Origin of the sequence: Haloarchaeobius sp. FL176 (assembly GCF_024609245.1) — an archaeon.
GTDB lineage: Archaea > Halobacteriota > Halobacteria > Halobacteriales > Natrialbaceae > Haloarchaeobius.
The window spans coordinates 19,556-40,338 of the sequence record NZ_JANJYH010000014.1 but is presented as its reverse complement, the minus strand read 5'-3'; the positions used below and the strand labels follow the sequence as shown (position 1 = coordinate 40,338).

The following is a 20,783-nucleotide window of genomic DNA, read 5'->3' as shown; positions in this document are numbered from 1 at the left end:
TGGGGGGTTCTTCTGCCCCTCACCCCCTTCAGGGGTTACAAACTCTTCCTCTATGGTGAAGCTGGACAAAGCGCTGCTCGATTGGTCGTGAAGGTAGGATTCTACGTGGCCGCCGGCGTCCCCCGTGGCAGCTGGTCGAGTGAGGAGACCCACCTGCTCTAGGGGAAAACCAATGGTTGTCGATCTCCTCACCGGCGTCAGGATTGATGCCAGCCTCTTAATGGTCGAGACTTGCTCTCAATGTTCTCACTGCGTATCGCTATTGTCCACTCAGGAGACGCGGCAGGCAATGGACTTCGATAACAGGTTTCGTCGTGAGTATCTATCATTCTCCAGCCGTTTAGTGCAGTTCCGTTGCCAAGCGGCTAGCTGCCACTGAATCCGTATGTCGTTATGCTGTATCGACCGATTCAGTTCGGTGAATGATTGAGAACAGTGATCTCTTTTTTGCTTCGGTACGTATTGTCCTACCTGCGCTCGAGATAAAGTGAGTACATGATGATTGCCAATCCAATCGCAACAAGGACGCTATTGATTAGAATTCCCAATTCAAGTGAGACGGAGAGGATTTGATGTGCAATTCCTGCGAGCAGCGCGCCGAACGTGATAACACCGAACCCGATTCCGAGCGCTCGCAGTGAGTGCGTGCCTGTTCGTCGATATGCCTTGTACGCGATATACGTGATACCGCTCCCCAACAGCAGGATCACCGTCTTCACGACGACAATGGCCGGTCCTGTCCACATCATAACTCATCCCCCATCTTCGACCAAATATCTTCGAGGCGTTCGTCGGGGCTCCGTGGTGGGCGTTTCACGGCTACCGACAAGTCGTCTTCGTCGTCCATAGAGATGGTCACATTGTCGAAGTCTCGTTCGTATCGCGTAGTTCGACCCCCACCAGGATTGATTGTGTCCTGTTCGCGGACGAGGGAGGCTCGACTAAGGAGTTCTAGTTTCCGGTACAACGTCGATTTGGGTATGTCACAGGCGTCGATGAGTTCGTTCGCGGTCATGGGTTCAGCTGTTTCACGGAGGATAGCTCGACAGTTGGCGTCGTCCAGCGCATCAAGGACATTCTGCAACGATGGAGAGTCCTCAGATGACGCGGGATCGCTCACCATACTCTAATTTTGGACGGTATTGGGGATATGGCATCCGATTACAACTCAAACAATGGAGAGTGGACGTAGTCTGGAACAGAAATCGGCTCCTCGAGAGTATCAATCGCATCCATCTCAAATCTGTCTGACTCCATTCTCAGTGACCTCATAGCGTCCTCGGCCGCGTGAATGGATATATCCCTTCTCGTGTAGACGAGCACAGGTTTGATCCACCGTTATCGGATGGCGCTCAGCAGTTTTAGCGATCTCCATGACACCCAGTGGCGATTCCGCGATGAGTATTTCAAGGATCTCCCGTTCGGTTTCGCGAGTGAGTTCACTCATCACGTCCCTCGCTGAACTGGAGGCGTCCGAACCCTCTCGCATGGCTCCGCTGGATCGCTCTTCACGCATAGTCACCGTTCTCTGCGTAGACTTCGAGCAGTTCTTGATAGCGATTCCGAATGGTTACCATACTCACGTGAGCAGCGTTACTCACCGTCTCCTGTGTCAACTGTTCATTCGTTAAGTGAGTCGCCGCGTAGAGCGCGGCCGCTGCAAGACCCGCAGGGCTCTTTCCGCTGTGAACAGCCTGCGCCTTTGCGGTAGTGAGTAGTTCACGGGCCTGTCGTGTCGCCTCATCGCTCACCTCGAGCGCCGACGCGAATTGAGGGATGTATTGGAGAGGATCTGCTGGTTCAATCTGCAACTCGAGTTCACGAGATACATACCGATATGCACGCTGAATGCGGATTTTTTCGACTCGGCTGACCTCAGCGAATTCAGACAAAGGACGTGGCGTTCCGTGTTGTCTGGCTGCTGCGTACAGAGCGGCTGTCGACATTCCTTCGATGGATCGGCCTGGAAGGAGGTTTTCGTCGACAGCCCGGCGGTAAAGGGCCCCAGCGGTTTCACGAACTGGTCTTGAGACACCGAGGGCGGATGCCATCCGACTGATTTCGCCGAGTGCTTGTTTGAGGTTCCGTTCGTGTGCATCCTTCGTTCGGAACCGCTCATCCCACGTTCGAAGTCGTTGCACTCGGGCACGCTTACGCTCCGAAATCGACTGTCCAGACGCATCCTTATTTTGCCAACCGATCGTCGTACTGAGTCCCTTGTCGTGCATGAGTTGCGTTGTTGGAGCCCCAACGCGACTTTTCTCGTCTCGTTCTTCACTATGAAATGCCCGCCATTCCGGACCGCGGTCAATAGCTGCTTCGTCGAGAATCAAGCCACACTCCTTACAAGTTGTCTCCCCGTGCTCATCATCGTGAACGACCCGACCATCACACTCCGGACATGATACTCTCGACTGGGACTCGGAGGTTGATTGCTGTTCACTTGTATGGTTGTCTTCGATGTTGAGTGTCGTGTTGGGCATGAGTACCAGATTCCAGATATCGTCTCTCGATCAATCTGAGTGGGTGTCTCTAGCGTAGCTGTGAGTCGACACTCCCAAGAATACCGGGCGGAATCCCAACATATGGGAATCCGGCAATCTGGTTTATTGAGCACAAACTAAGATTCGCGGTGTCGGAAATATAGTTGTCTCTGATTGGGATACTAAGGTTACGAACCGACCAGCTAACAGCTGCGGGTGGAGCGTCACCCAGAAAAGTCGCTGTACGAAACCGCTCCCTGGTCGACGATCGTTTGACTCTCAGGGACGTCTCCGTCCGGCGGCATACTCCCCTCAGCGGGGCCTCCGGGCTCTCCAACCACGATGCGGCCGACCATGTCGAGGCTCTTGTGGGGGGTACAGTAGTAGTCGTGCGTACCTGCTGTCTCGAAAGTGTGTTCGAAGGTAGCACCTTGTTCGCTGAGTATCCCACTGTCGAACGCCTCGGCACCGTCCGGGATGCGCGTGACTGACGCCTGTCCATTCCCCTTCTTGTATGCTGTCGCAGAGTGGCTGCCGCTATCGATCTCGAACGTGATCGTTTCGCCGGATTCGACGAAGAGCCCGATCGGGTCGAAGTAATAGTCGCTTCCCTCCGTGACCATCAGAATTGTCGTTGTGTCTCCGTTCGATGGAGTATCCGTCTCACCGCTTTCGTCGGGGTTCGAGCTGCTACAGCCAGCGAGCCCGGTGAGACCTGCGGTTGCGGCGACTCCACCTGCTTTCAGGACCTGTCGACGTTCCATACCCGACCATTGGAACGCCACTGATAGACCACTTTGGCGGATTCCCACCGGTCGGGATTCCGCCGTCGACTGACTGTCACTGCGCACGAAGTTCTATACATGAGGGACCATCTTGGAGCGCCCGGGACCGGCCTATCGCGGCGTGAATTCATTGCGGCGACGGGCAGTACTGGCGCGCTGAGTCTCGCAGGGTGTGTAGCCCCGACTGGAAGAACTGAGACTCCGTCGCAGTCACTCTCAGGCGAGCATTCGTCGCCTGAGATTGAAAAGTGGCTTGCCGAAGTCCCTCGGCCAGGTGTCCTGGAACCAGTTGGGGAGAAGGACGGGAACCCCTATTACGAGGTTGAAATGCGCGAGATTGAGCAGAAGATTCATCCTAACCTTCCACCGACGACTGTCTGGGGGTACGACGGCCAATACCCGGGGCCGACGATCGAAGCACAGCAGGGCGAACCAGTCTATGTGCGCTGGATGAACAAGTTACCGAACGAACATCTCCTGCCGGTGGATGAGACGATTCACAGTAGCAAGATTCCCTACGACAGTACCGGAGTACGGGTCGTGACCCACCTTCACGGCGGGAACGTCGAGCACACGAGCGACGGCAAGCCGACAGCGTGGTTCACGCGGGACTTCGAGCAAACCGGCCCGAAGTTCAAGAAAAAAGACTACTACTACGTAAACGACCAGCCCCCGGCCACGCTCTGGTATCACGACCACTCGCTCGGAATTACTCGGTTGAACGTCTACGCCGGTCTTGCCGGACTCTATCTCCTCCGGAACGACCGAGAGGAGTCACTTGGTCTACCGTCGGGCGAGTACGAGATCCCACTGGTGCTCCAGGACCGCAGCTTCAACGACGACGGATCGTTGTTCTACCCGACCGCCCGCTCCGGGACGGACAGCGACTCGCCGAACCCCAACCCGAGCATCGTCTCGCAGTTCTTCGGTGACACGTCCGTCGTCAATGGGAAGGCTTGGCCTCGGCTTTCAGTCGACCCGAGGAAGTACCGATTTCGGATCCTCAATGGGTCGAACTGTCGGTTCTACAACCTCAAGCTGTTCGAGTACAACGAGTCGGACGGAACGACCGGAGCGGGCGGGCCGCCGTTCACCCTCGTCGGAAACGATGGTGGTCTGCTGGCCTCACCGGTCACGATCGAGGACCGTCTGGAGATCGGTACGGGCAAACGTGCCGATGTCGTCGTTGATTTCTCGGACTACGCCGGACAGACGCTCCTGGTGCACAACGACGCCGCGGCACCTTACCGTGGCCCGGACATTAATACCGGAGAACAACAGCCGCTACCGGACGTGATGCTTGTCGATGTCGCCGCCGATGACGTCGACGATCCGAGCCAGGTTCCGAGTACGTTGGCGGAAGTGCCAGAAATCCCCGTCGACTCGGTCGACGAGGAACGGTACCTCCCGATGACCATGAGTTCCGACGAGTACGGACGACCCTTGCACCTCTTGGGTTCGGAAGCGGAGTCATCGCCCCACAAACTGTACGATCCGGTTACTGAGGAGCCCACCCTCAACGACACGGAAATCTGGAGCTTCGCGAACCTGACGGGAATGTCTCACCCGATGCATATGCATCTCGTGCACTTCCAGGTGCTTGGGCGACAGCCGTACAGTGAGTACGACCCCGAGGCGGAGACGATCGATATCGAGTCGCTTGAACCCCCCGCACCGGAAGAAATGGGCTGGAACGACGTCGTCACGGCGAATCCGGGGGAGGTAACTCACGTGATCGTTCACTTCGGCGGGTTTGAGGGCCTATTCAACGACCAGACCGGCTGGTACATGTGGCACTGTCACATGCTCGAACACGAGGACCACGACATGATGCGGCCCTTCAGAGTACTGCCGTATTCTGGCGGTGATAACGATGACGGATCCTGAACGCGATCACGTACCGGAGGTCGATGTTCGGAACGACGTCGACATCGTCGCTGCTTGGAGTGTTGGCATGAGTTGTACCTGGGGACGTTCCCCTGCTCCTCACCTCCTTCAGGGGATAACAAACATATCCTGAGACGAACCAGGAAGAACCGCTCCTCGAGGGTCGTGTATCAGGATACTACGTGGCCGCCAACGTCCCCCGTGGCGGCTGGTCAAGTAAGGAGATTCACTTGCTCCAGGATTCTCATCGCTGCGTCGATTCGCTCCCGATTGGCGGGATCCAATTCATCGACGTCGATATCAATGAGATTGCTGAGCGTGCGGTGCATCCGATAACCAGGTGTGTTTCGTGGGTCCATGTGTACGCCTCCGCCGATTTTCGGCGTAGAACAACCTATTGTACGTGCGCAGGTCGTCGTCGCTTGGGTCACCAGAGCTCACTCGGCTGTACCTGAACCGATTTGTGGTCTGGAGACACGAGGACGCCGTCAGGCGGTACATAGCGAATGAATCACCGGTTCCATTGTGACTCTATTGCGGCTATTTTCAGCTGAGGTATCGTTCTCGGACTACGAGGAGAGACGGTAACACGGTGACACAGCTCACGAACGCGAAGACGATACTCAACCCAGTCACGAGGCCGAAGCGGTGGAGCGGCGGGGAGAGCGCGAGTGCGAGGACGCCAAAGCCCGCAGCCGTCGTCGCTGCACTCCCCAGCAACGCACCGCCAGTCCCTGTGACTGCCGCCACCAGCGACTCGTCGAGCGACGCTCGGCGCTCACGCTCGTCGACGAATCGTTCACCGAGGTGGATGCTGTAGTCGACGCCGAGCCCGATCGCCAAACTCGTGATGACGACAGTCTCGCTGTTGAACGGGATGTCGAGCAGTGCCATCGTGCCGAGCAACCACGCAAGCGCGAGGAGGACGGGGACGAGCACCACGACCGCGAGCCCTGGCGCGCGGTACCGCCACCAGTACAGGCCAAGGAGAAACGCCAGGATGACACCCAGCGTTACGGCGAATCCTTCGACGAGCGTCTCGAACAGGGCGCTCTGGACGACAGCAGTGATGATCGGCCCACCCGTCGCAACGGCTGTCACCGGTGCGTTCCCCTCGATGCCTGTGGCGACCTGCCGCACGTCGGTGGCGATCGATTGGGCGGCCGCGTCGGTCTGCACACCGACGAGTGACCTGGCTGTCGCATACGACCCGTTCTCGGTACGATAGAGGACTGTCGACGCCCGGTCGGGAGCGGCGCCGTACACGAGGTCGTAGACAGACGCGACGTCCTCGTCCGGGAGGCCATCACCATCCGAGTCTCGCGCGTCAATCGCGGCGGCGACCGTCTGATTCCCGGCGGCGACAGACCGGAGGACAGTCGCCGGACTCTCGACAGCGGCCGTGCCGTCCGACTGCATGGCGATCGTTCCATTTCGACTCGAATACTGAGACGTATTGTCGGTTGCAGTGAGCACTGCCGGCGCGGTCACGTTCCCGCGTATCAGTATCTGGGCCTCCGAACCCTGCCCGCGTTGACGGAAGTTGTCGCTCAGGTACGAGAGATCCTCTCGGACGTCGTACTCAGCGGGGGCGAACGGTTCCGGAAGCGACTCCATCCACTCTGGGGCATCCTCCGGCAGGAAATCCGCCTGATTGAACTCCGTATCCAGGCCCGTCGCACCGTAAGCACCTGCCGAAGCCAACAACAGTGAGACGACGAGAATAGCGATCGGTGCGCGTCGAGAGAGAGTCGCAGTACCCGAGAGCACACGGCGAATCGGCCCTGAGCCGACCCCGAACGCTGACTGCTGGCGGTCACGCCCGAGTCGAGCGAGGAGTCGTTCAACTTCGAGTTTGACGGCCGGGACGAGTGCCACGAAGACGACGAACATCGCGACGATGCCGACCGCGCTCAGGAGCGCGAAGTCCTGTATCGACCCGAGCGGGCTGACGTAGTTCGAGAAGAAGCCAATGCCGGTCGAGAACGCGGCAGCGGCCAGCGCAACGACGACACCGGCGACCCCCACCCGCATCGCAGTGGTCGGGTCACGTCGGCCATCGGACTGGGAATCGGCGTCGAGCTCCCCCGTTCGCGCCTCGCGATAGCGCATGACGACGTGGAGCGAGTAGTCGATACTCAGCCCGACGAGCAGGAACGGGACGGCGATGAGTATCGAACTGGACGGGATTCCGAGCCAGCCCTGGATACCCTGGAGCCACACCATCACTATGCCGATCCCGAACAGGCTGACGAGCACGTCGACCACGTCGCGGTACGCGATACCGAGGACGACGAGCAGGAGGACGAGAGCGACGGGGGTGATGATGAGGAAGCTGTCGCCGATGGCCTGCGAGGACGCCTCGTCGATGATGCCCTGTCCGAAGACGAACGCGTCGGCGTCGTCGAAGCGCTCGTCGACCAGGGAGGCGATAGCCACTTGCGCATCGGACGCCTCCTGGGGCGTTCCGCTAGCGCCGCCACTGTTGTCGGATTGGAAGACGAGTGTCAGTCTCGCGTCGGCGCTCGTTGCGCCGGGTTCGTAGTCCGACGGCAGGAATGTGGTCGGGTCACGGTCAGGGGCGGTCGAATCCGAATTGAGTAGTCGAGTGAGTAGTGCATCAACCTCCTCGTCTGAGCGTGATTCGAGCGCCTCGATCTGTTGGTCGAGTGTCGGCGCTGGTGGCTGCCCGTTCCGACCGGTGGAGGCTGTGTCGTTTGTCCCGCTCCCAGCCGTTCGGGCTTCGAAGTAGGCCGCAGTCGCCACGATGTTCTCGAGACCGCGGAGCCCCGACTCCGCTCGGAGCGTCGTATTGATGGCTTCGGTTTCCCGTATCTCCTGCTGGAGTCGGAGGCTCTGCAGTAACGACTCGCGGGTGAGGACGTCTCCACCTTCGTCTTTGACGACGATCTGTGTGACCACCGCATCGTCCGTTCCGTACGTCGATTCGATCTCCTCGAGTGCTACCTGTTCCTCGGAGTCGATGCCTGCCTGACCGATCGCACCGTCTTCACTGGTGCCGACCACCGCGCCAGCGCCGACGATCGCCGTGAGGACGAGCAACAGGACGATGATGAGTTTGCTCCGCGAGACGAGCGCGTCCGCGTATCGAGACGGCAAATTCCGTTTCATTGGTCACCGACACCGCTTCGTATTCGCGTGGGCTGTGGCGTTGAGGTTGGCTGACGGACTGGTGTATTCGACTCGTTCATTGTCACACTCTCCGTGTGTGCCTCATATGGAACGATGGAGGTCTCCCACAACGTGGGACAACCGCGAAGTTCGGTTACTCTCTGGAAACGATTTCGTAACTAGACAACTGAACAGGCCACTCTGAATGAAACAGACGGCGTGGGTGGGCTGGATGGAATAGTCTCTGAGTGGTTCCAACCGATCGAGTAGCCGCGGCTACTGACCGTAGAGTCCGTATATCATGACGAGGAAACCGCCACAAGCGATGAGGCTCTCAAAGAGCATTCCCTGGACGCTCGGAATGCCGAAGATGTGGTGGAGGATCCCGACCAGAAACGTCCCGATGGTGATGACCATGAGACCCACTGCGAAGTACTGGAGTCCCTCGATCTGCGTTCGTTGATAGGCTCGATACGCTAACAGGGAGACGATACCCCCGAGGACTAATGCAGCGATTTTGACGATGCCGAGCAGGATGATAATACTGTCCGTCATGATTCTTTCTTCATCTCGGACCAGAACGTCGCCATACGGTCCTCGGCATCCTCGTCTGGTCGTTCGACGGAGACGGTGAATTCGTCGTCGTCGATGCTGATCGAGATATCCGCGAAATCCCGTTCGTACAACGTGGCGTTCGGTCCGTCACGGCGGACTTCAGTGTACTCTTTGACGAGAGCGGCCTCACGGAGTCGCTCAAGTTTGCGATACACTGTCGAACTCGGCAACTCGCATTCGTTGCAGAGTGTGGTTGCGGATTTCGGCTCGGTCAATGTCGTGAGTATCGCTCTGCATTTACTGTCTTCGAGCGATTGAAGGACTGCTGAAACGGGCGGATCGTCGTCATCCGTCGAGGGATCCTGCACCATATTGGTGGCTGTCTGAGTCGCGTTCGACCGTGATGGGATGAGCGAGAGCCGGTTTGGGTCGATGAATTCCTCAGTCATTCGAATATCGCATTCTCCAGGTCGTCTCGACTCCGAGACGGGTACGCTGTCAGTTAGCTCTGTCTTACGACTATGGGTGTATAGGGGTATCGGGTGTTCCCAGATCGTTGGACTAGCAGAACGTCCGATACGTAGTTGGGCATCCGTCTTTAGCTAAGAGGAGAACCACGAGACAGCGGCGGCTTATCGAGGCTTCTTTTCGAGAGGAATGAGGAGGCGACGGCTGTGCACACCAAAGCCTCCTCATCGAGAATCATGCGTCGGCTCACTACATTGTTTCCCTCCGAGTTCCTCGAAGAGCACGCCGAGGAACTCGGCGTGGTCGAGCGTGAAGGGAAGCTTCAGGTTCCAGTCCTCGTGTGGGCGCTCGTGTTCGGCTTCGCCGCAGGCGAGAGCCGAACACTCGCTGGGTTCAGACGGAGCTACAACTCGACCGCTGATGAGACGATCTCACCAGGCGGTTTCTATCACCGGTTGACGCCGACACTCGCGGAGTACCTCCGCGACCTCGTCGAGCACGGCCTCGACGAGGTCGCTGTTCCCGACGCTGTTGACGCTGATATCGACCGATTCAGGGACGTGATGATCGCTGACGGAACCGTGTTGCGGTTGCACGAGTTCCTCTCTGAGGAGTTCCAAGCCCGTCACGAGGAGCAGGCTGGAGCGAAGCTCCACCTGCTCCACAATGCCACCGACGAGACGATTGAACGGATCGACGTGACCGACGAGAAAACGCACGACAGCACGCTGTTCAAGACGGGTTCGTGGCTGCACGGACGGCTAGTTCTGCTCGATCTGGCGTACTTCAAGTACCGTCGCTTTGCGTTGATCGACGAGAACGACGGCTACTTCGTGAGTCGGCTGAAAGAGAACGCGAATCCGGTGATAACGGAGGAGTTACGGGCCTGGCGCGGCCGCGCCAGGCCCTTGGTGGGTGAACAGATCCAGGATGTCGTTGACGATCTGCACCGACAGTACATCGACGTGGAGGTCGAAGCGGAGTTCAAGCGGGGACAGTACGAGGGAACGCGCTCGCTGGACACGAAGCGGTTCCGCGTCGTCGGCGTCCGCGACGAGGACGCCGACGACTACCATCTGTACATCACGAATCTGCCGCGAAATGAGTTTCTCCCGGCGGATCTCGCAACGCTGTATCGGTGCCGGTGGGAGGTAGAAACCCTGTTTCGTGAGTTGAAGACGCAGTACGAGTTGGACGAGTTCGACACGAGCGATCCGGATGTCGTGAAAATTCTGTTGTACGCGGCGTTGCTGTCGCTGCTGGTGAGTCGTGAGCTGTTGGATCTGGTCACCGAGCAGGCCGACGATGAGATCGTGTTCCCGCCGGAACGCTGGGCGGCGACCTTCCGGTCGCACGCCCAGCTCATCCTCCACGAACTCGGCGAATATCTCGGCTACTCGCCACCGCCGCTGTTGGAGCGGCTGATCGAAGATGCACAGAAGATCCACCAACAACGACCGATCCTACAAGAGACGCTCGCTACCACTACGCAACCGAGGTGTGAGTCTTAGCTAAAGACGAATGGCGGCAGTTATTATACATAAAGCGTAGCAGGATGGTTACGGACGATGCTTGCGTTCGATCGCTCAGTCCGAGTGTGCGGGAGGTCCGAGTCGATCGCTGCGTTCGCTAGAGTCGGTCTCAGCCGAATGATCTCCGTTCGTCGAAAGCAGTCGGCGCTTCGAGTTAAAGACGACAATGAGACTACTGATCGCCATCATAACGGCGGCGATCAACGGCGTGATCACGCCAGTCATTGCCAATGGGAGCGCAATCGCGTTGTAGCCAGCCGCCCAGACGAGATTCTGTTTGATTCGGCCTCGAGTTTCACTTGCCAGCTCGAAGACCTCGGGAACGGCGTCGAGACGGTCGTCCAGCACCACCGCGTCGGCCGCCTCGATCGCCAGATCGGTGCCGCTTGAGACCGCGATCCCGAGGTCGGCGCTGGCGAGTGCGGGCGCGTCGTTCGTTCCGTCGCCGATCATTGTCGTCGTCCCGCGTTCGCGGAGTCCTTGGACGATCACTTCCTTCGACTCGGGGCGCACGCCTGCGAATACGTGATCAACTGCGGGATGGTTCGCAAACGTCTCGGTCATCCGCTCGTCGTCGCCAGTCAACACGACGATTTCTCGGTCCGCGTCCGCGAGCTCGGAAACCACGTGTTCCCAGTTCTCTCGCGGCGTATCTCGGACTGTAACGACTCCTCGGACGACACCCTCCCAGGCAACCGCCGTGGGATGAGTGCCCGACTCGTAGGCGTCCGTGACGGCTGCCTCGATCTCCGCGGGAATCGTCCACTCGTCAGCATCGAAGGAGTCTGGATGGCCGATAACTACGCGGGTATCGTCGACGAGCGCTGACACGGTACGGTCGGCGCTCTCGAAGCTCGACACCGAGCGCGTGGTCGGCGGGGCGGCATCGTCGATCGCAGCGGCGATGGGGTGGCTTGACCGACGTTCGACGGCGGCCGCCATCTCAAGCACTTCGTCAGGATCGTCGCCAGCGATGTCCACAAGTTCCATCTCCCCAGTGGTGAGCGTCCCAGTCTTGTCGAACACAACGACTGCGGAGTCGTCGATCCGCTCAAGCACTGTCTCGTTGAGAACGAGCATCCGATTGTCGGTGGCATCGCGGGTGGCCGCCGCGAGAGCAAGCGGGGTCGCGATCCCGAGCGAACACGGACACGAGACCACTAGCACGGAGACACCGGCCATTATAGCTGTGTTTAGGTCGTTGCCAAGGACGAACCAGCCAGTCGCAGTCAGCGCGGCAAGCCCGAGTACGAGCGGGACGAACAGCACCGCAAAACGGTTGACCATATGCTGGACGCCCGTCGCAGAACTCTTGACGTTCCAGAGGAGTTCGACGAGGCGATCCATCGTACTGGTGTTTTCCGGACCAACTTCGACGACAACCGCATTGTCAGTAGGGATCGACCCGCCGAGTACGTCGTCCCCGACGGATTTGCGTTGCGGGAGAGATTCACCCGTGATGAGTGCCTCATCGATCGCGGCAGTCCCGTCGATGATCTGGCCGTCGACTGGGATCCGTTCGCCAGGTTTGACTAACAGCTGATCGCCAGGCTCACACGCTGCAATGTCGATAGTTTCGGTGGCCTCGCTGTCGTCGTCGAGTCGGCGGGCGTCATCGACGCGTGAATCCGTGAGATCCGCACGATTGCCGAGCGCAGCGTGTTTGACCCGTGACTCGAGATGGTTGCCGATGGTGACGATCGCGAGTACCATCACTGCGACGTCGAAGTACGGGTCACGCCCGCCCGTGAGGTAGGTGGCCAGCGAGTAGAGATACGCTGCGAGCACCGCGATGGCGATCAACACGTCCATGTTCGGGCGACCGACTTTCAGGCTCACGTAGGCCCCGCGGAAGACAGGGTATCCAAGCCCAATAACGATGAGCGTACTCCAGACAGCTAGCGGCCCGAACACCATTTCCTCAACGGTACTTCCGTAGAGAAAGCTCTCGGGATAGATGCCGAGGTATACCGGATAGATGAACAGGACGTAGAGAATCAACACGGGCATCATCAGTACCGCCGCGAGCACTGCACGGTATTTGCCGAACTCGACGCGCGAACGCAGCGAGTCGTTTTCCTCGTCGGGACCGTGGGCCTGATAGCCCAGTCGACTGAGTGCAGCGGAGATCGCGTTACGGTCGATCTGGGCAGGATCGTACACCACCTGCGCCATTTCAGTGGCGTAGCTCGCACGCGCCTCGTGAACACCGTCCTCTTCCTCGGCAAGGAGTTCGATGAATCCTTCGCAGGTCTGACAGTGCATACCGTCGATCGAGAGGTAGGCCGTTTCGGCGCCCTCGGGGACATCGGGTTGGGAATCCTCGGCCGCGACACGGTCACGGACGGCCGTAATGGAGAGGTCGACGTCCTCACCGTTGTCAACCAGGCGTGCGACCTCTAGACAGCCCCGACAGCAGAACTCGCCGTCGATGGCCACGTCGATGATTGGGTCTTCGACAGGGAGGTCACAGAGTGTACAGGTGGACATGTTACGCAACCGCCTCCGAGCCGGAGATTGGTTGATAGTACGGGATATCGGGCAACGGGAGCACGACGCCAAACCGCATGAGCCCCATCGCTAATAGGACGTATCCGAGCCCAATGAACAACACACCGAGTCCATAGTGGACCACCTGTCGCTGGCGGGCGCTTACTGACTGGATCACCGTTCCGTAGAGGAACACGCTAGGAATCGTCCCGAGCCCAAGCGCGGCGAGCGAGAGGAGACCATATACAGGCGAGCCCTGTGCGAACGCATACAGGAATGCGGGATAGAGCAGCATACACGGCAACAATCCATGAAGCGCGCCAAGCCCGACGATGCCGATGCCGTTGACCCAGCGGTCGATCCGTGTCGAGATCACTGTGTAAGTTCGCGCGAATATTGATCCGATACCAGTATCGGCAATCACACCTTCGACGGCTCCTTGTTGGTAGCCGGCCAATCGGGTGATTCCCATCCCGAGGATTGCCACGCCGATGCAGATGCCGACGACACCCTGGACTGGCCCGAGAATCCCGGCGAGCCCGATCGTCCCATAGAGCAGCGCGCCAGCAGCCCCGAAGACAGCCCCGATGAGGGCGTAGCTCATCGTCCGGCCGAGGTTGAACAGCGTGTGCTGTCGCACTTCATAGAGAGTGAGTGCGCCAGACCAGCGGTCGTCGGTTTCCATACGCTCGGCGTAGGTTGCAACAAGCGGGCCGCACATTCCAATACAGTGTGCACCGCCGAGGAGGCCAATCAGAAAAAACACCACCAGTCCGTAGCCACTCGCGATGCCGATCTCACTCAGTTGTACTAGGACTGCCGAGATCATACTCACGGCTGGCAAAGCCAGCATAGATTAGAGTATACCACCCGTCCTGTGTAGTTGGTTTCGGTTCGGGCCGTGACTTCGAAGGTCACTGATGAGAATAAATAGGAACACACAGCCCGAATGTTCATTAGATATGCCCGAATTCATGCAGCGATCGGCACGGGAACTTGCGTCTGAAGCCCGTACTGGATGTGTGTCTGCGCTAACCCTCCTCGAGTCAACCCTAGAGCGTATCGGAGCAATCGATGATTTGAACGCGTTCATCACGATCACTGAGAAATCGGCACGGGAGCGTGCTCACGCCGCCGACGCTGCAGCGGCCCGTGGAGAAGACCTCGGCCCACTCCACGGTGTGCCAGTCGCAATCAAAGATCTTCGGAGCCGGAAAGAGGGTGTCAAGAATACGATGGGACTCGCTCCATTGGCCGATAACGTTGCCGACGAGGATTCCATCACAGTCGAGCGGCTGGAAGCTGCCGGTGCCGTCATCGTCGGTACGACCAACACACCGGCACTCGGTCACACTATTAAGACAGAGAATCGGTTCGTTGGTGCGACTCCGACCCCGTTCGACTCCGATCATTCTGCGGGCGGCTCATCTGGCGGCTCGGCAGCGGCGCTTGCGGCGGGTGCAGTACCGCTTGCCACCGGGTCGGATATCGGTGGCTCGCTCCGGGTCCCAGCCTCCTGTTGTAACGTCATCGGGCTGAAACCGACGTTCGGGCTTGTTCCCGAACGTATCCCATTCGACGGATTCGGCACCCACTCTCCGTTTTTTGTGGGTGGGCCGATGGCACGAACAGTTGAGGACACAGCTCTCTTACTCGATGTCCTCGCAGGCTATGACGACCGAGACCCATTTAGTGTGCCCCGTCCAGAGACGGAATACGTCGAGGCCACTAACCGGCCGACTACTGAGCTATCGGTTGCGTACAGTCCGAATCTGGATTTACAACCAGTTGCATCGACGGTGCGTGAAACAGTTGATGCTGCCGTCACGGACCTAGCGGCCGGCGGTGCGACAGTCGATACTGTGGACGTCTCGCTCCCGTCGTATGAAGAGCTCTCGATGGCGTACGTCACGCAGGTTGGCGTCTTCTTCAGTGCATTCGCTCAACGAATCGAAGACCGGTACGGCATCGACTTCGAGACGGCAGATGTCGAAGACACGGTTCGATCGACGATCGCATTAGGAACAGAGACCGACGCTGCCGACAATCGATTACAGAACGCGCCACGGACTGATGCATACGATGGCATTCAGGACGCGCTGACTGACTACGACGTTCTCGTGACACCCACTCTTACCGTCCCACCGTTCAGCAAGCATCTCACCGACGGCTATCCAACGGAAATCAACGGTCAATCCGTGATTGGTGTCCCGACAGACGTGATGTTGACATGGGTGTTCAATATGACTGGCCACCCTGTGGCGTCAGTTCCTGCTGGGATTACCGACAACGGGCTTCCAGTTGGATTACAGATTGTTGGCCGGCGGTTTGCTGAAGCAGATATTTTGAGCGTCGCTGCAGCGCTTGAACGATGCCGGCCGTGGACGAATCAGTATCCTCTGCGGTGAACCGACCGGCCATCGGTAGCAGACCCAGCGTTTGGACCCTCTTGAGCAGTTCTCAAGAGCGAACGTCGTAACTAATCCCTTTTGCATCGCACAAATATATTTTCACTTCTACAGAAGACTGCTTATTATCTCAGCGAGACATGCTTGGACGCCCCCGAATGTAACTCGCATCGTAGCGGCCCCAAATCCAAGAGCAATGAAACTCACCATGACAACGAAACCAGCCTTCGAATCGTTGGGACTAAGCAGGAGCGTGAGCACCGCGAGCGTTCCCGACATCGTACTGATGAAAAGCCCAGTCAGAAATGACAAGATTGTAAAAAATGGGTCGGTGAAACCCATCACGGAGTACGCTGGTTCATAGATCCCAACGAAGGATAAGCTGAAGCCGATGACAACGTATCCAATAAAGCAGATAGTAACGAGGAGAGCCCCGGGACTAACAAGCTGATACAGTCGAAACAGCCCTCGTTCAAGCGGGGTACTTGGCCGTCGAATCCGTCTGAATGGTCGGTGACCCATCTCCTTATGGCCAGAGCCCCCGCGCCTCATGGGCTTCAGCGATTCGTGAGAGAGCAACAATATAGGCAGCATCTCGCCACGTCACCTCACCATCGGTGAACTCGTCTCTGACCACATCCCATGCCGTCAACATTTCTTCTTCGAGTTCGTCGTGTACCCGTTCCAACGACCAAGTACGGCGATTGATATCTTGTAGCCACTCGAAGTAACTCACTGTGACGCCACCGGCATTCGCCAATATATCCGGAATAACAGGTATCCCTCGCTCAGTAAAAATACGATCGGCCGCGCTCGTCGTTGGTCCGTTCGCTCCCTCGACGATGATATCCGCCCGCACATCCTCGGCGTTCTCGGCTGTAAGGACGTTCCCTAAGGCGGCAGGCACGAGAACGTCTACGTCAAGTTCAAGCAGTTCCGCGTTGGTGACGGTTTCTGGAGCGTCGTGACCCATCACAGCCTCGGGTTCTTCGTGGTGTGATGGAATCGAATGGGTATCGAGGCCGTTCGTGTCATAGACACCACCGTTGACGTCACTGACCGCAACGATGTTCGCTCCCCAGTCGTCGAGTAACCGTGCAGCATTCGAGCCAACGCTTCCGTATCCTTGGATGGCGACACTCGCTTCGTTAATATCCTTCTCGTAGTGCTTGATTGCCTCCCGAACGATGATGGCAACGCTCCGGCCAGGCGCTTCGTCACGGCCTTTACTGCCCCCGATGACAGGTGGCTTCCCCGTGACGACACCAGGAATGGTCTCGCCTTCCTGCATCGAATAGGCGTCCATCAACCACGCCATCGTCTGTGGATTTGTCCCCATATCTGGCGCGGGAATGTCTACTGTCGGGCCGATCGCTCCGCGGATCTCTTGGGCAAACCGTCGGGTGAGCCGCTCTTTCTCAGCCGAACTCAACTCCTTCGGATTGACCGCAACGCCACCTTTGGCACCCCCGAACGGGAGATCCATAACGGCGCATTTCCAGGTCATCCACATGCCGAGGCCGACACACTCGTCCCGCGTCACCTCGGGGTGATACCGGAGCCCCCCTTTATACGGTCCTCTAACACTGTCGTGTTGGGCTCGGTAGCCCGTGAACACCTCGACCGTCCCGTCGTCACGTTCGATAGGAACAGTGACTTCGTGGACTTTCTTTGGGTGTTTGAGCCGTTCGACGATGTTCTGATCAATATCGAGATGAGTAGCAGCATGGTACAACTGGCGGCGGGCGGTTTCGAGCGCCGATTCGGGTTCGGTCGAATCTGCCGCCTCGTCGTCTGACTCGTCGCGGGTGCTATCAGATTTCGATGCCATGGTCATTCGAGCGGCATTCGCCGGTTTCGCATCGGACCGCTACAGTCGGGACACTGGCCCGGGCTATCCTCCGCGATGATGATTTTGCCACATTCGAAGCACTCGTAGGGGGTTTCTTCGTCTGATTCAGGGTCGACATCTCTCATTGTGAGTTCACGAGTGCCGCCAGGTGGAGTGGCGCACTCTATAAGGTGTAATAAGTGTATAAGGGAGTATTCGGCTGTTGACTACCAAACAGCACTCCAACCAGTGGGTTTGTTATTGAACTGTCTCCGTGGCGGCCGCCACCGGGAGATTGTTCTCTTCGAAGAGTGCAGCAAACAGTTTCCGTTGGACGGTCCGCGCGTGTTGATAGAACGCGGGTGGGGAGATGCCGAGTGTCTCCGCTACGTCTTCGCCCGTGCTCTCACGGGGCGACTCGAAGAACCCACTGTAGTACGCCGTCTGGATCACCTCCAGTTGCCGCTCCGTCACTGAATCGAGGAACTTCGAGTAGAGATTGTGTTCTGCGGTCTGATCGAGCGTCTGCTTGGCACGGAGTTCAGCGCCAGCGAACGTCTCACGGACGAGCTGCGTGATCGTTCGGACGTCGATGCTGTCCGGGATATCGATGACGAGCGTCGTCGTGGTTGGATCAGCGGTCGCTTCGCGGAAGACGGCACCGTGATCGGCCAGCTCCAAGGCGAGGAACGGTTGTGTGAGCCGGAGCCGTAGAACACCCCCCTCGCCGTCCGCGCTGATCTGCTGCACGTCGTCGATACCGACCAGTTGCGAGGCCGCGTCTGCCACGTCAGTTACCGGCCGGTCTTCGACGGTCACGAACACGTAGCTGCCTTCCGTGGACTGCTGGACGCCACCCTGATACGAGAGGGTGCACTCCGCGTCCTGTGCCAGCCGTGAGAGGACAAACTTCGGGTCGTCGATAGTGAACTCGACACGTGTCATCGACGTCGTGAGCAATGCATTCTTCCGTTCGATCGCACTGAGAGCGGATGCGATGGTTTCGCCGAGTTCTCCCAGGACGGCCTTCGCCGTCTCGTCGAACGCATCCTGGGTCGGTGCGTACACCGTCAACACACCGTGGGTAAGGTCGTTGTACACGAGCGGGATGCTCAATACGGACAGGTAGTCCCGGGAGATGGCGTCTTTCCGCCACGCCTCGTCATGGAGACCAGCAGCGACGTTCGTCACCATCGTCACATCGCCAGTGGCTGCGGTTTGTCCGGCCGGTTCTGCACCCGACGCCTGGACGGCGAACGACTGACTATCCAAGTACCCCTGTTCGGTCCCTGCCCAGGCCCGAGGCTCCAGGGTATCGGTCGTCGGATCGATCGTCCCGATCCAGGCGAATCGGAACCGGTCGTCGGCGGTCAGCAGTTCACAGACCGTGTGATCGATTTCCTCGCGCGTCTCCGCCTGTACGAGAGCCTGATCGATCTCCCGTATCGTCTCGTTGATGCGGTTCAGGGCGGTCAATTGCTCGTTTTGCGTCTGAAGTGTTCGGTCCTGTTCCCGGAGTCGTGATTCCCGTGTGACCCGGTCGAGGGCTGCTTCGGCAGTAGCCGCGAGCAGATCGGCCAATTCTCGCATCACCTCATCGAATGCACCGACCTGGTTCGAGCCCGCAACGAACACGCCGTGGTTGCCGAGCGGGATGTAGGCCGCAGTTCGGAGGTCGGTTGCCCGATTGTCGAGTCGGTCCGCGTCGTGAACGTCCTCGAAGAACAGCGATTCGTCCTCGACGAAACTGTAGCTCGGGAGTGTTTCGCCGTCGGCGTGCACGGTCGGGAGTGGCCCGTTCAACTCGGTCATCGTCGCCGAGTGAGCTGCGGGTCGAAGATTGTTGGCCTCACCGTCGAAGAGGTAGACCGCACTCGCATCGAGATCGAGCACACCAGGAGTGTCGTCGACGACGTGCTGGGCGATTTCCTGGTGGGTCTCGGCGTAGAGGAAATCGCGAGCCGTCTCGTGGAGCGTGGCGAGGGCTTCCTCGCGTTGCTTGCGTTTCGTGATGTCCCGACAGCTGAAGAGGAGAGTCCCATCCTGGATCGAGACTTCGCGCACGTTGACGAGGAGCGTGTGCTCGCGCCCGGCTTTATCGGTCGCCGTCGTCTCGATGTTCTTGAGGACGCCGTCTTCCGCGAGTTCCTCCCGGTCGAAGAGGTCATCGCCGAGGAGGTCGTCGATCGTTCCGAGATTCCGGATCTCGTCGACGGTGTAGCCGAAGATGAAGTGGACGTTGGGACAAACGTAGGTGTACTCGCCGGCTTCGTCCGTGATGAGGATGGTATCGGTCATGTTGTTGAGCGTGACGCGGTGCAGTTCTTCGGACTCTCTGAGATTCCGTTCGAGATCGACGCGCTCGGTGATGTCGACGCCTTCGACAACGATCGAGACGAGATCGCCGCGCTCGTTCTCGACCGGGCGCACGGAGAGGTCGATAACGCGCGAGTCATCGACGTTTGGCGGCTGTGGGACGACCGCGTTGCCGAACGTCCCGTCGAGTGCTTTCTCCACGAGTTGTTGGACGTCCGTGTTCGGTGCATCGGCCTGTGACCACCACGGAAGCGTCCAGAAGGGGTCGCCGACGATCGTGTCGATGTCTTCATCGATCATCTCCCGTGCTGTCTCGTTCACGCGGGCAAGTGCGCCACCCGGGTCAAGCACCCACGTCGCAGTTCGCGAATCGTTGAAGATCGCGTCGAACTGTCTGGCCCGGTCCCGTTGCGTGGCCGACCGCTGTGCGGCCCGGAGGGCACGCTCTGTTCGGTCGATGAGTTCGTCGGTTATCTGTGCTAGCGGGTCCGAAAGCGCGATGTAATCGGTGACACCGGCTTCGATGGCCTCGCTGGCGATGGCTTCGCTCCCGGCAGTAGCCCCGAGGAGGACCGGGAGCGCAGGCGATTCCTCGCGGATTTCTCGGAGGAGGTCGAGTCCGGTTGTCTCTTCGAGTGCGTACTCGGTAATGAGGCAGTCCGTGGGGTTCGTCCGGATGGTGTCGATTGCCTCCGTCTTGGTTCGAACGTGTTGTACGGTGGCATCAGTCCGTTTCTCGAGCGTCGTGGCGAATTGCGTGAGCCAGTCGTCTGTCCCGACGAGCAACACCGTCGACGAATCCAGAATGGGTGGGGAAGCAGCCATTATTCGACCACAGAGAGATAGCGAATGGTTCTCTCGGTGCCGATTCGAGCTCGCCTCCAGCTCCGGTACTG

The 20,783-nt window shown here is 58.8% G+C and carries 15 protein-coding genes; 3 read left to right on the top strand and 12 right to left on the bottom strand.

Annotated features, from left to right (window positions below; all coding sequences use genetic code 11):
* Positions 1–467: 467 nt before the first annotated feature.
* From NO978_RS17885 to NO978_RS17870, 4 genes are all read right to left on the bottom strand, one after another.
* Complete coding sequence (locus NO978_RS17885; protein ID WP_135823174.1) at positions 468–749, bottom strand: hypothetical protein; 282 nt, start codon at positions 747–749, stop codon at positions 468–470.
* Positions 746–1,123, bottom strand: a complete 378-nt coding sequence (locus NO978_RS17880) for a helix-turn-helix domain-containing protein (protein WP_135823175.1) — start codon at positions 1,121–1,123, stop codon at positions 746–748. The genes NO978_RS17885 and NO978_RS17880 overlap by 4 nt, the downstream gene beginning before the upstream one ends.
* A 385-nt stretch (positions 1,124–1,508) precedes the next feature.
* Positions 1,509–2,483, bottom strand: a complete 975-nt coding sequence (locus NO978_RS17875) for a transcription initiation factor IIB family protein (RefSeq protein ID WP_135536394.1) — start codon at positions 2,481–2,483, stop codon at positions 1,509–1,511.
* A 224-nt stretch (positions 2,484–2,707) separates the two neighbouring features.
* Positions 2,708–3,247, bottom strand: coding sequence for a plastocyanin/azurin family copper-binding protein (locus tag NO978_RS17870; RefSeq protein WP_115864529.1), 540 nt, complete (start codon positions 3,245–3,247; stop codon positions 2,708–2,710).
* A 99-nt stretch (positions 3,248–3,346) separates the two neighbouring features.
* Between NO978_RS17870 and NO978_RS17865 the strand changes: the two genes are divergently transcribed.
* A complete protein-coding gene (locus tag NO978_RS17865; RefSeq protein ID WP_115864528.1) occupies positions 3,347–5,155 on the top strand; it encodes a multicopper oxidase in 1,809 nt (602 codons plus the stop codon).
* 546 nt (positions 5,156–5,701) lie between these two features.
* Here NO978_RS17865 and NO978_RS17860 read toward each other — a convergent pair.
* From NO978_RS17860 to NO978_RS17850, 3 genes are all read right to left on the bottom strand, one after another.
* Complete coding sequence (locus NO978_RS17860) at positions 5,702–8,287, bottom strand: RND family transporter (RefSeq protein ID WP_115864527.1); 2,586 nt, start codon at positions 8,285–8,287, stop codon at positions 5,702–5,704.
* A 276-nt stretch (positions 8,288–8,563) separates the two neighbouring features.
* Complete coding sequence (locus tag NO978_RS17855) at positions 8,564–8,842, bottom strand: hypothetical protein (RefSeq protein ID WP_098727616.1); 279 nt, start codon at positions 8,840–8,842, stop codon at positions 8,564–8,566.
* Entirely contained in the window at positions 8,839–9,291 is a 453-nt protein-coding gene (locus tag NO978_RS17850) for a helix-turn-helix domain-containing protein (RefSeq protein ID WP_098727617.1), read from the bottom strand. The genes NO978_RS17855 and NO978_RS17850 overlap by 4 nt, the downstream gene beginning before the upstream one ends.
* A 255-nt stretch (positions 9,292–9,546) precedes the next feature.
* Here NO978_RS17850 and NO978_RS17845 point away from each other — a divergent pair, with 255 nt between their 5' ends.
* Positions 9,547–10,821 (top strand): IS4 family transposase, encoded by a 1,275-nt coding sequence (locus tag NO978_RS17845; RefSeq protein WP_135823195.1) that lies wholly within the window; start codon positions 9,547–9,549, stop codon positions 10,819–10,821.
* Positions 10,822–10,896: 75 nt separating this feature from the next.
* Here the strand turns inward: NO978_RS17845 and NO978_RS17840 are convergent, their stop codons facing one another.
* Entirely contained in the window at positions 10,897–13,332 is a 2,436-nt protein-coding gene (locus NO978_RS17840) for a heavy metal translocating P-type ATPase (protein WP_257300912.1), read from the bottom strand.
* 1 nt (position 13,333) lies between these two features.
* Positions 13,334–14,185 (bottom strand): sulfite exporter TauE/SafE family protein, encoded by an 852-nt coding sequence (locus NO978_RS17835; protein ID WP_135822956.1) that lies wholly within the window; start codon positions 14,183–14,185, stop codon positions 13,334–13,336.
* 109 nt (positions 14,186–14,294) lie between these two features.
* Here NO978_RS17835 and NO978_RS17830 point away from each other — a divergent pair, with 109 nt between their 5' ends.
* Positions 14,295–15,740, top strand: a complete 1,446-nt coding sequence (locus tag NO978_RS17830) for an amidase (RefSeq protein WP_369684163.1) — start codon at positions 14,295–14,297, stop codon at positions 15,738–15,740.
* Between the two features lie 526 nt (positions 15,741–16,266).
* Here the strand turns inward: NO978_RS17830 and gdhB are convergent.
* The 3 genes from gdhB to NO978_RS17815 all read right to left on the bottom strand — a co-directional run bounded on the left by gdhB (position 16,267) and on the right by NO978_RS17815 (position 20,712).
* Positions 16,267–17,577 (bottom strand): glutamate dehydrogenase GdhB, encoded by a 1,311-nt coding sequence (gene gdhB / locus NO978_RS17825; protein WP_282352304.1) that lies wholly within the window; start codon positions 17,575–17,577, stop codon positions 16,267–16,269.
* The gene (locus tag NO978_RS17820) at positions 17,574–17,717 is read right to left on the bottom strand and encodes a rubrerythrin-like domain-containing protein (protein WP_257300909.1); all 144 of its coding nucleotides are present in this window, start codon (positions 17,715–17,717) and stop codon (positions 17,574–17,576) included. Before NO978_RS17820 ends, gdhB begins: the two co-directional genes overlap by 4 nt.
* Positions 17,718–17,829: 112 nt before the next feature.
* Positions 17,830–20,712 carry a bacterio-opsin activator domain-containing protein gene (locus NO978_RS17815; protein WP_257300908.1) on the bottom strand — a complete coding sequence of 961 codons (2,883 nt, stop codon included), beginning with the start codon at positions 20,710–20,712 and terminating at the stop codon, positions 17,830–17,832.
* Between the last annotated feature and the right edge of the window lie 71 nt (positions 20,713–20,783).

What these genes read in the sequence shown, in the direction of transcription:
- NO978_RS17885 (WP_135823174.1), bottom strand. Translation starts at nt 749, where the DNA reads ATGATGTGGACAGGACCGGCCATTGTCGTCGTGAAGACGGTGATCCTG.
- NO978_RS17880 (WP_135823175.1), bottom strand. Translation starts at nt 1,123, where the DNA reads ATGGTGAGCGATCCCGCGTCATCTGAGGACTCTCCATCGTTGCAGAAT.
- NO978_RS17875 (WP_135536394.1), bottom strand. Translation starts at nt 2,483, where the DNA reads ATGCCCAACACGACACTCAACATCGAAGACAACCATACAAGTGAACAG.
- NO978_RS17870 (WP_115864529.1), bottom strand. Translation starts at nt 3,247, where the DNA reads ATGGAACGTCGACAGGTCCTGAAAGCAGGTGGAGTCGCCGCAACCGCA.
- NO978_RS17865 (WP_115864528.1), top strand. Translation starts at nt 3,347, where the DNA reads ATGAGGGACCATCTTGGAGCGCCCGGGACCGGCCTATCGCGGCGTGAA.
- NO978_RS17860 (WP_115864527.1), bottom strand. Translation starts at nt 8,287, where the DNA reads ATGAAACGGAATTTGCCGTCTCGATACGCGGACGCGCTCGTCTCGCGG.
- NO978_RS17855 (WP_098727616.1), bottom strand. Translation starts at nt 8,842, where the DNA reads ATGACGGACAGTATTATCATCCTGCTCGGCATCGTCAAAATCGCTGCA.
- NO978_RS17850 (WP_098727617.1), bottom strand. Translation starts at nt 9,291, where the DNA reads ATGACTGAGGAATTCATCGACCCAAACCGGCTCTCGCTCATCCCATCA.
- NO978_RS17845 (WP_135823195.1), top strand. Translation starts at nt 9,547, where the DNA reads ATGCGTCGGCTCACTACATTGTTTCCCTCCGAGTTCCTCGAAGAGCAC.
- NO978_RS17840 (WP_257300912.1), bottom strand. Translation starts at nt 13,332, where the DNA reads ATGTCCACCTGTACACTCTGTGACCTCCCTGTCGAAGACCCAATCATC.
- NO978_RS17835 (WP_135822956.1), bottom strand. Translation starts at nt 14,185, where the DNA reads ATGCTGGCTTTGCCAGCCGTGAGTATGATCTCGGCAGTCCTAGTACAA.
- NO978_RS17830 (WP_369684163.1), top strand. Translation starts at nt 14,295, where the DNA reads ATGCCCGAATTCATGCAGCGATCGGCACGGGAACTTGCGTCTGAAGCC.
- gdhB (WP_282352304.1), bottom strand. Translation starts at nt 17,577, where the DNA reads ATGACCATGGCATCGAAATCTGATAGCACCCGCGACGAGTCAGACGAC.
- NO978_RS17820 (WP_257300909.1), bottom strand. Translation starts at nt 17,717, where the DNA reads ATGAGAGATGTCGACCCTGAATCAGACGAAGAAACCCCCTACGAGTGC.
- NO978_RS17815 (WP_257300908.1), bottom strand. Translation starts at nt 20,712, where the DNA reads ATGGCTGCTTCCCCACCCATTCTGGATTCGTCGACGGTGTTGCTCGTC.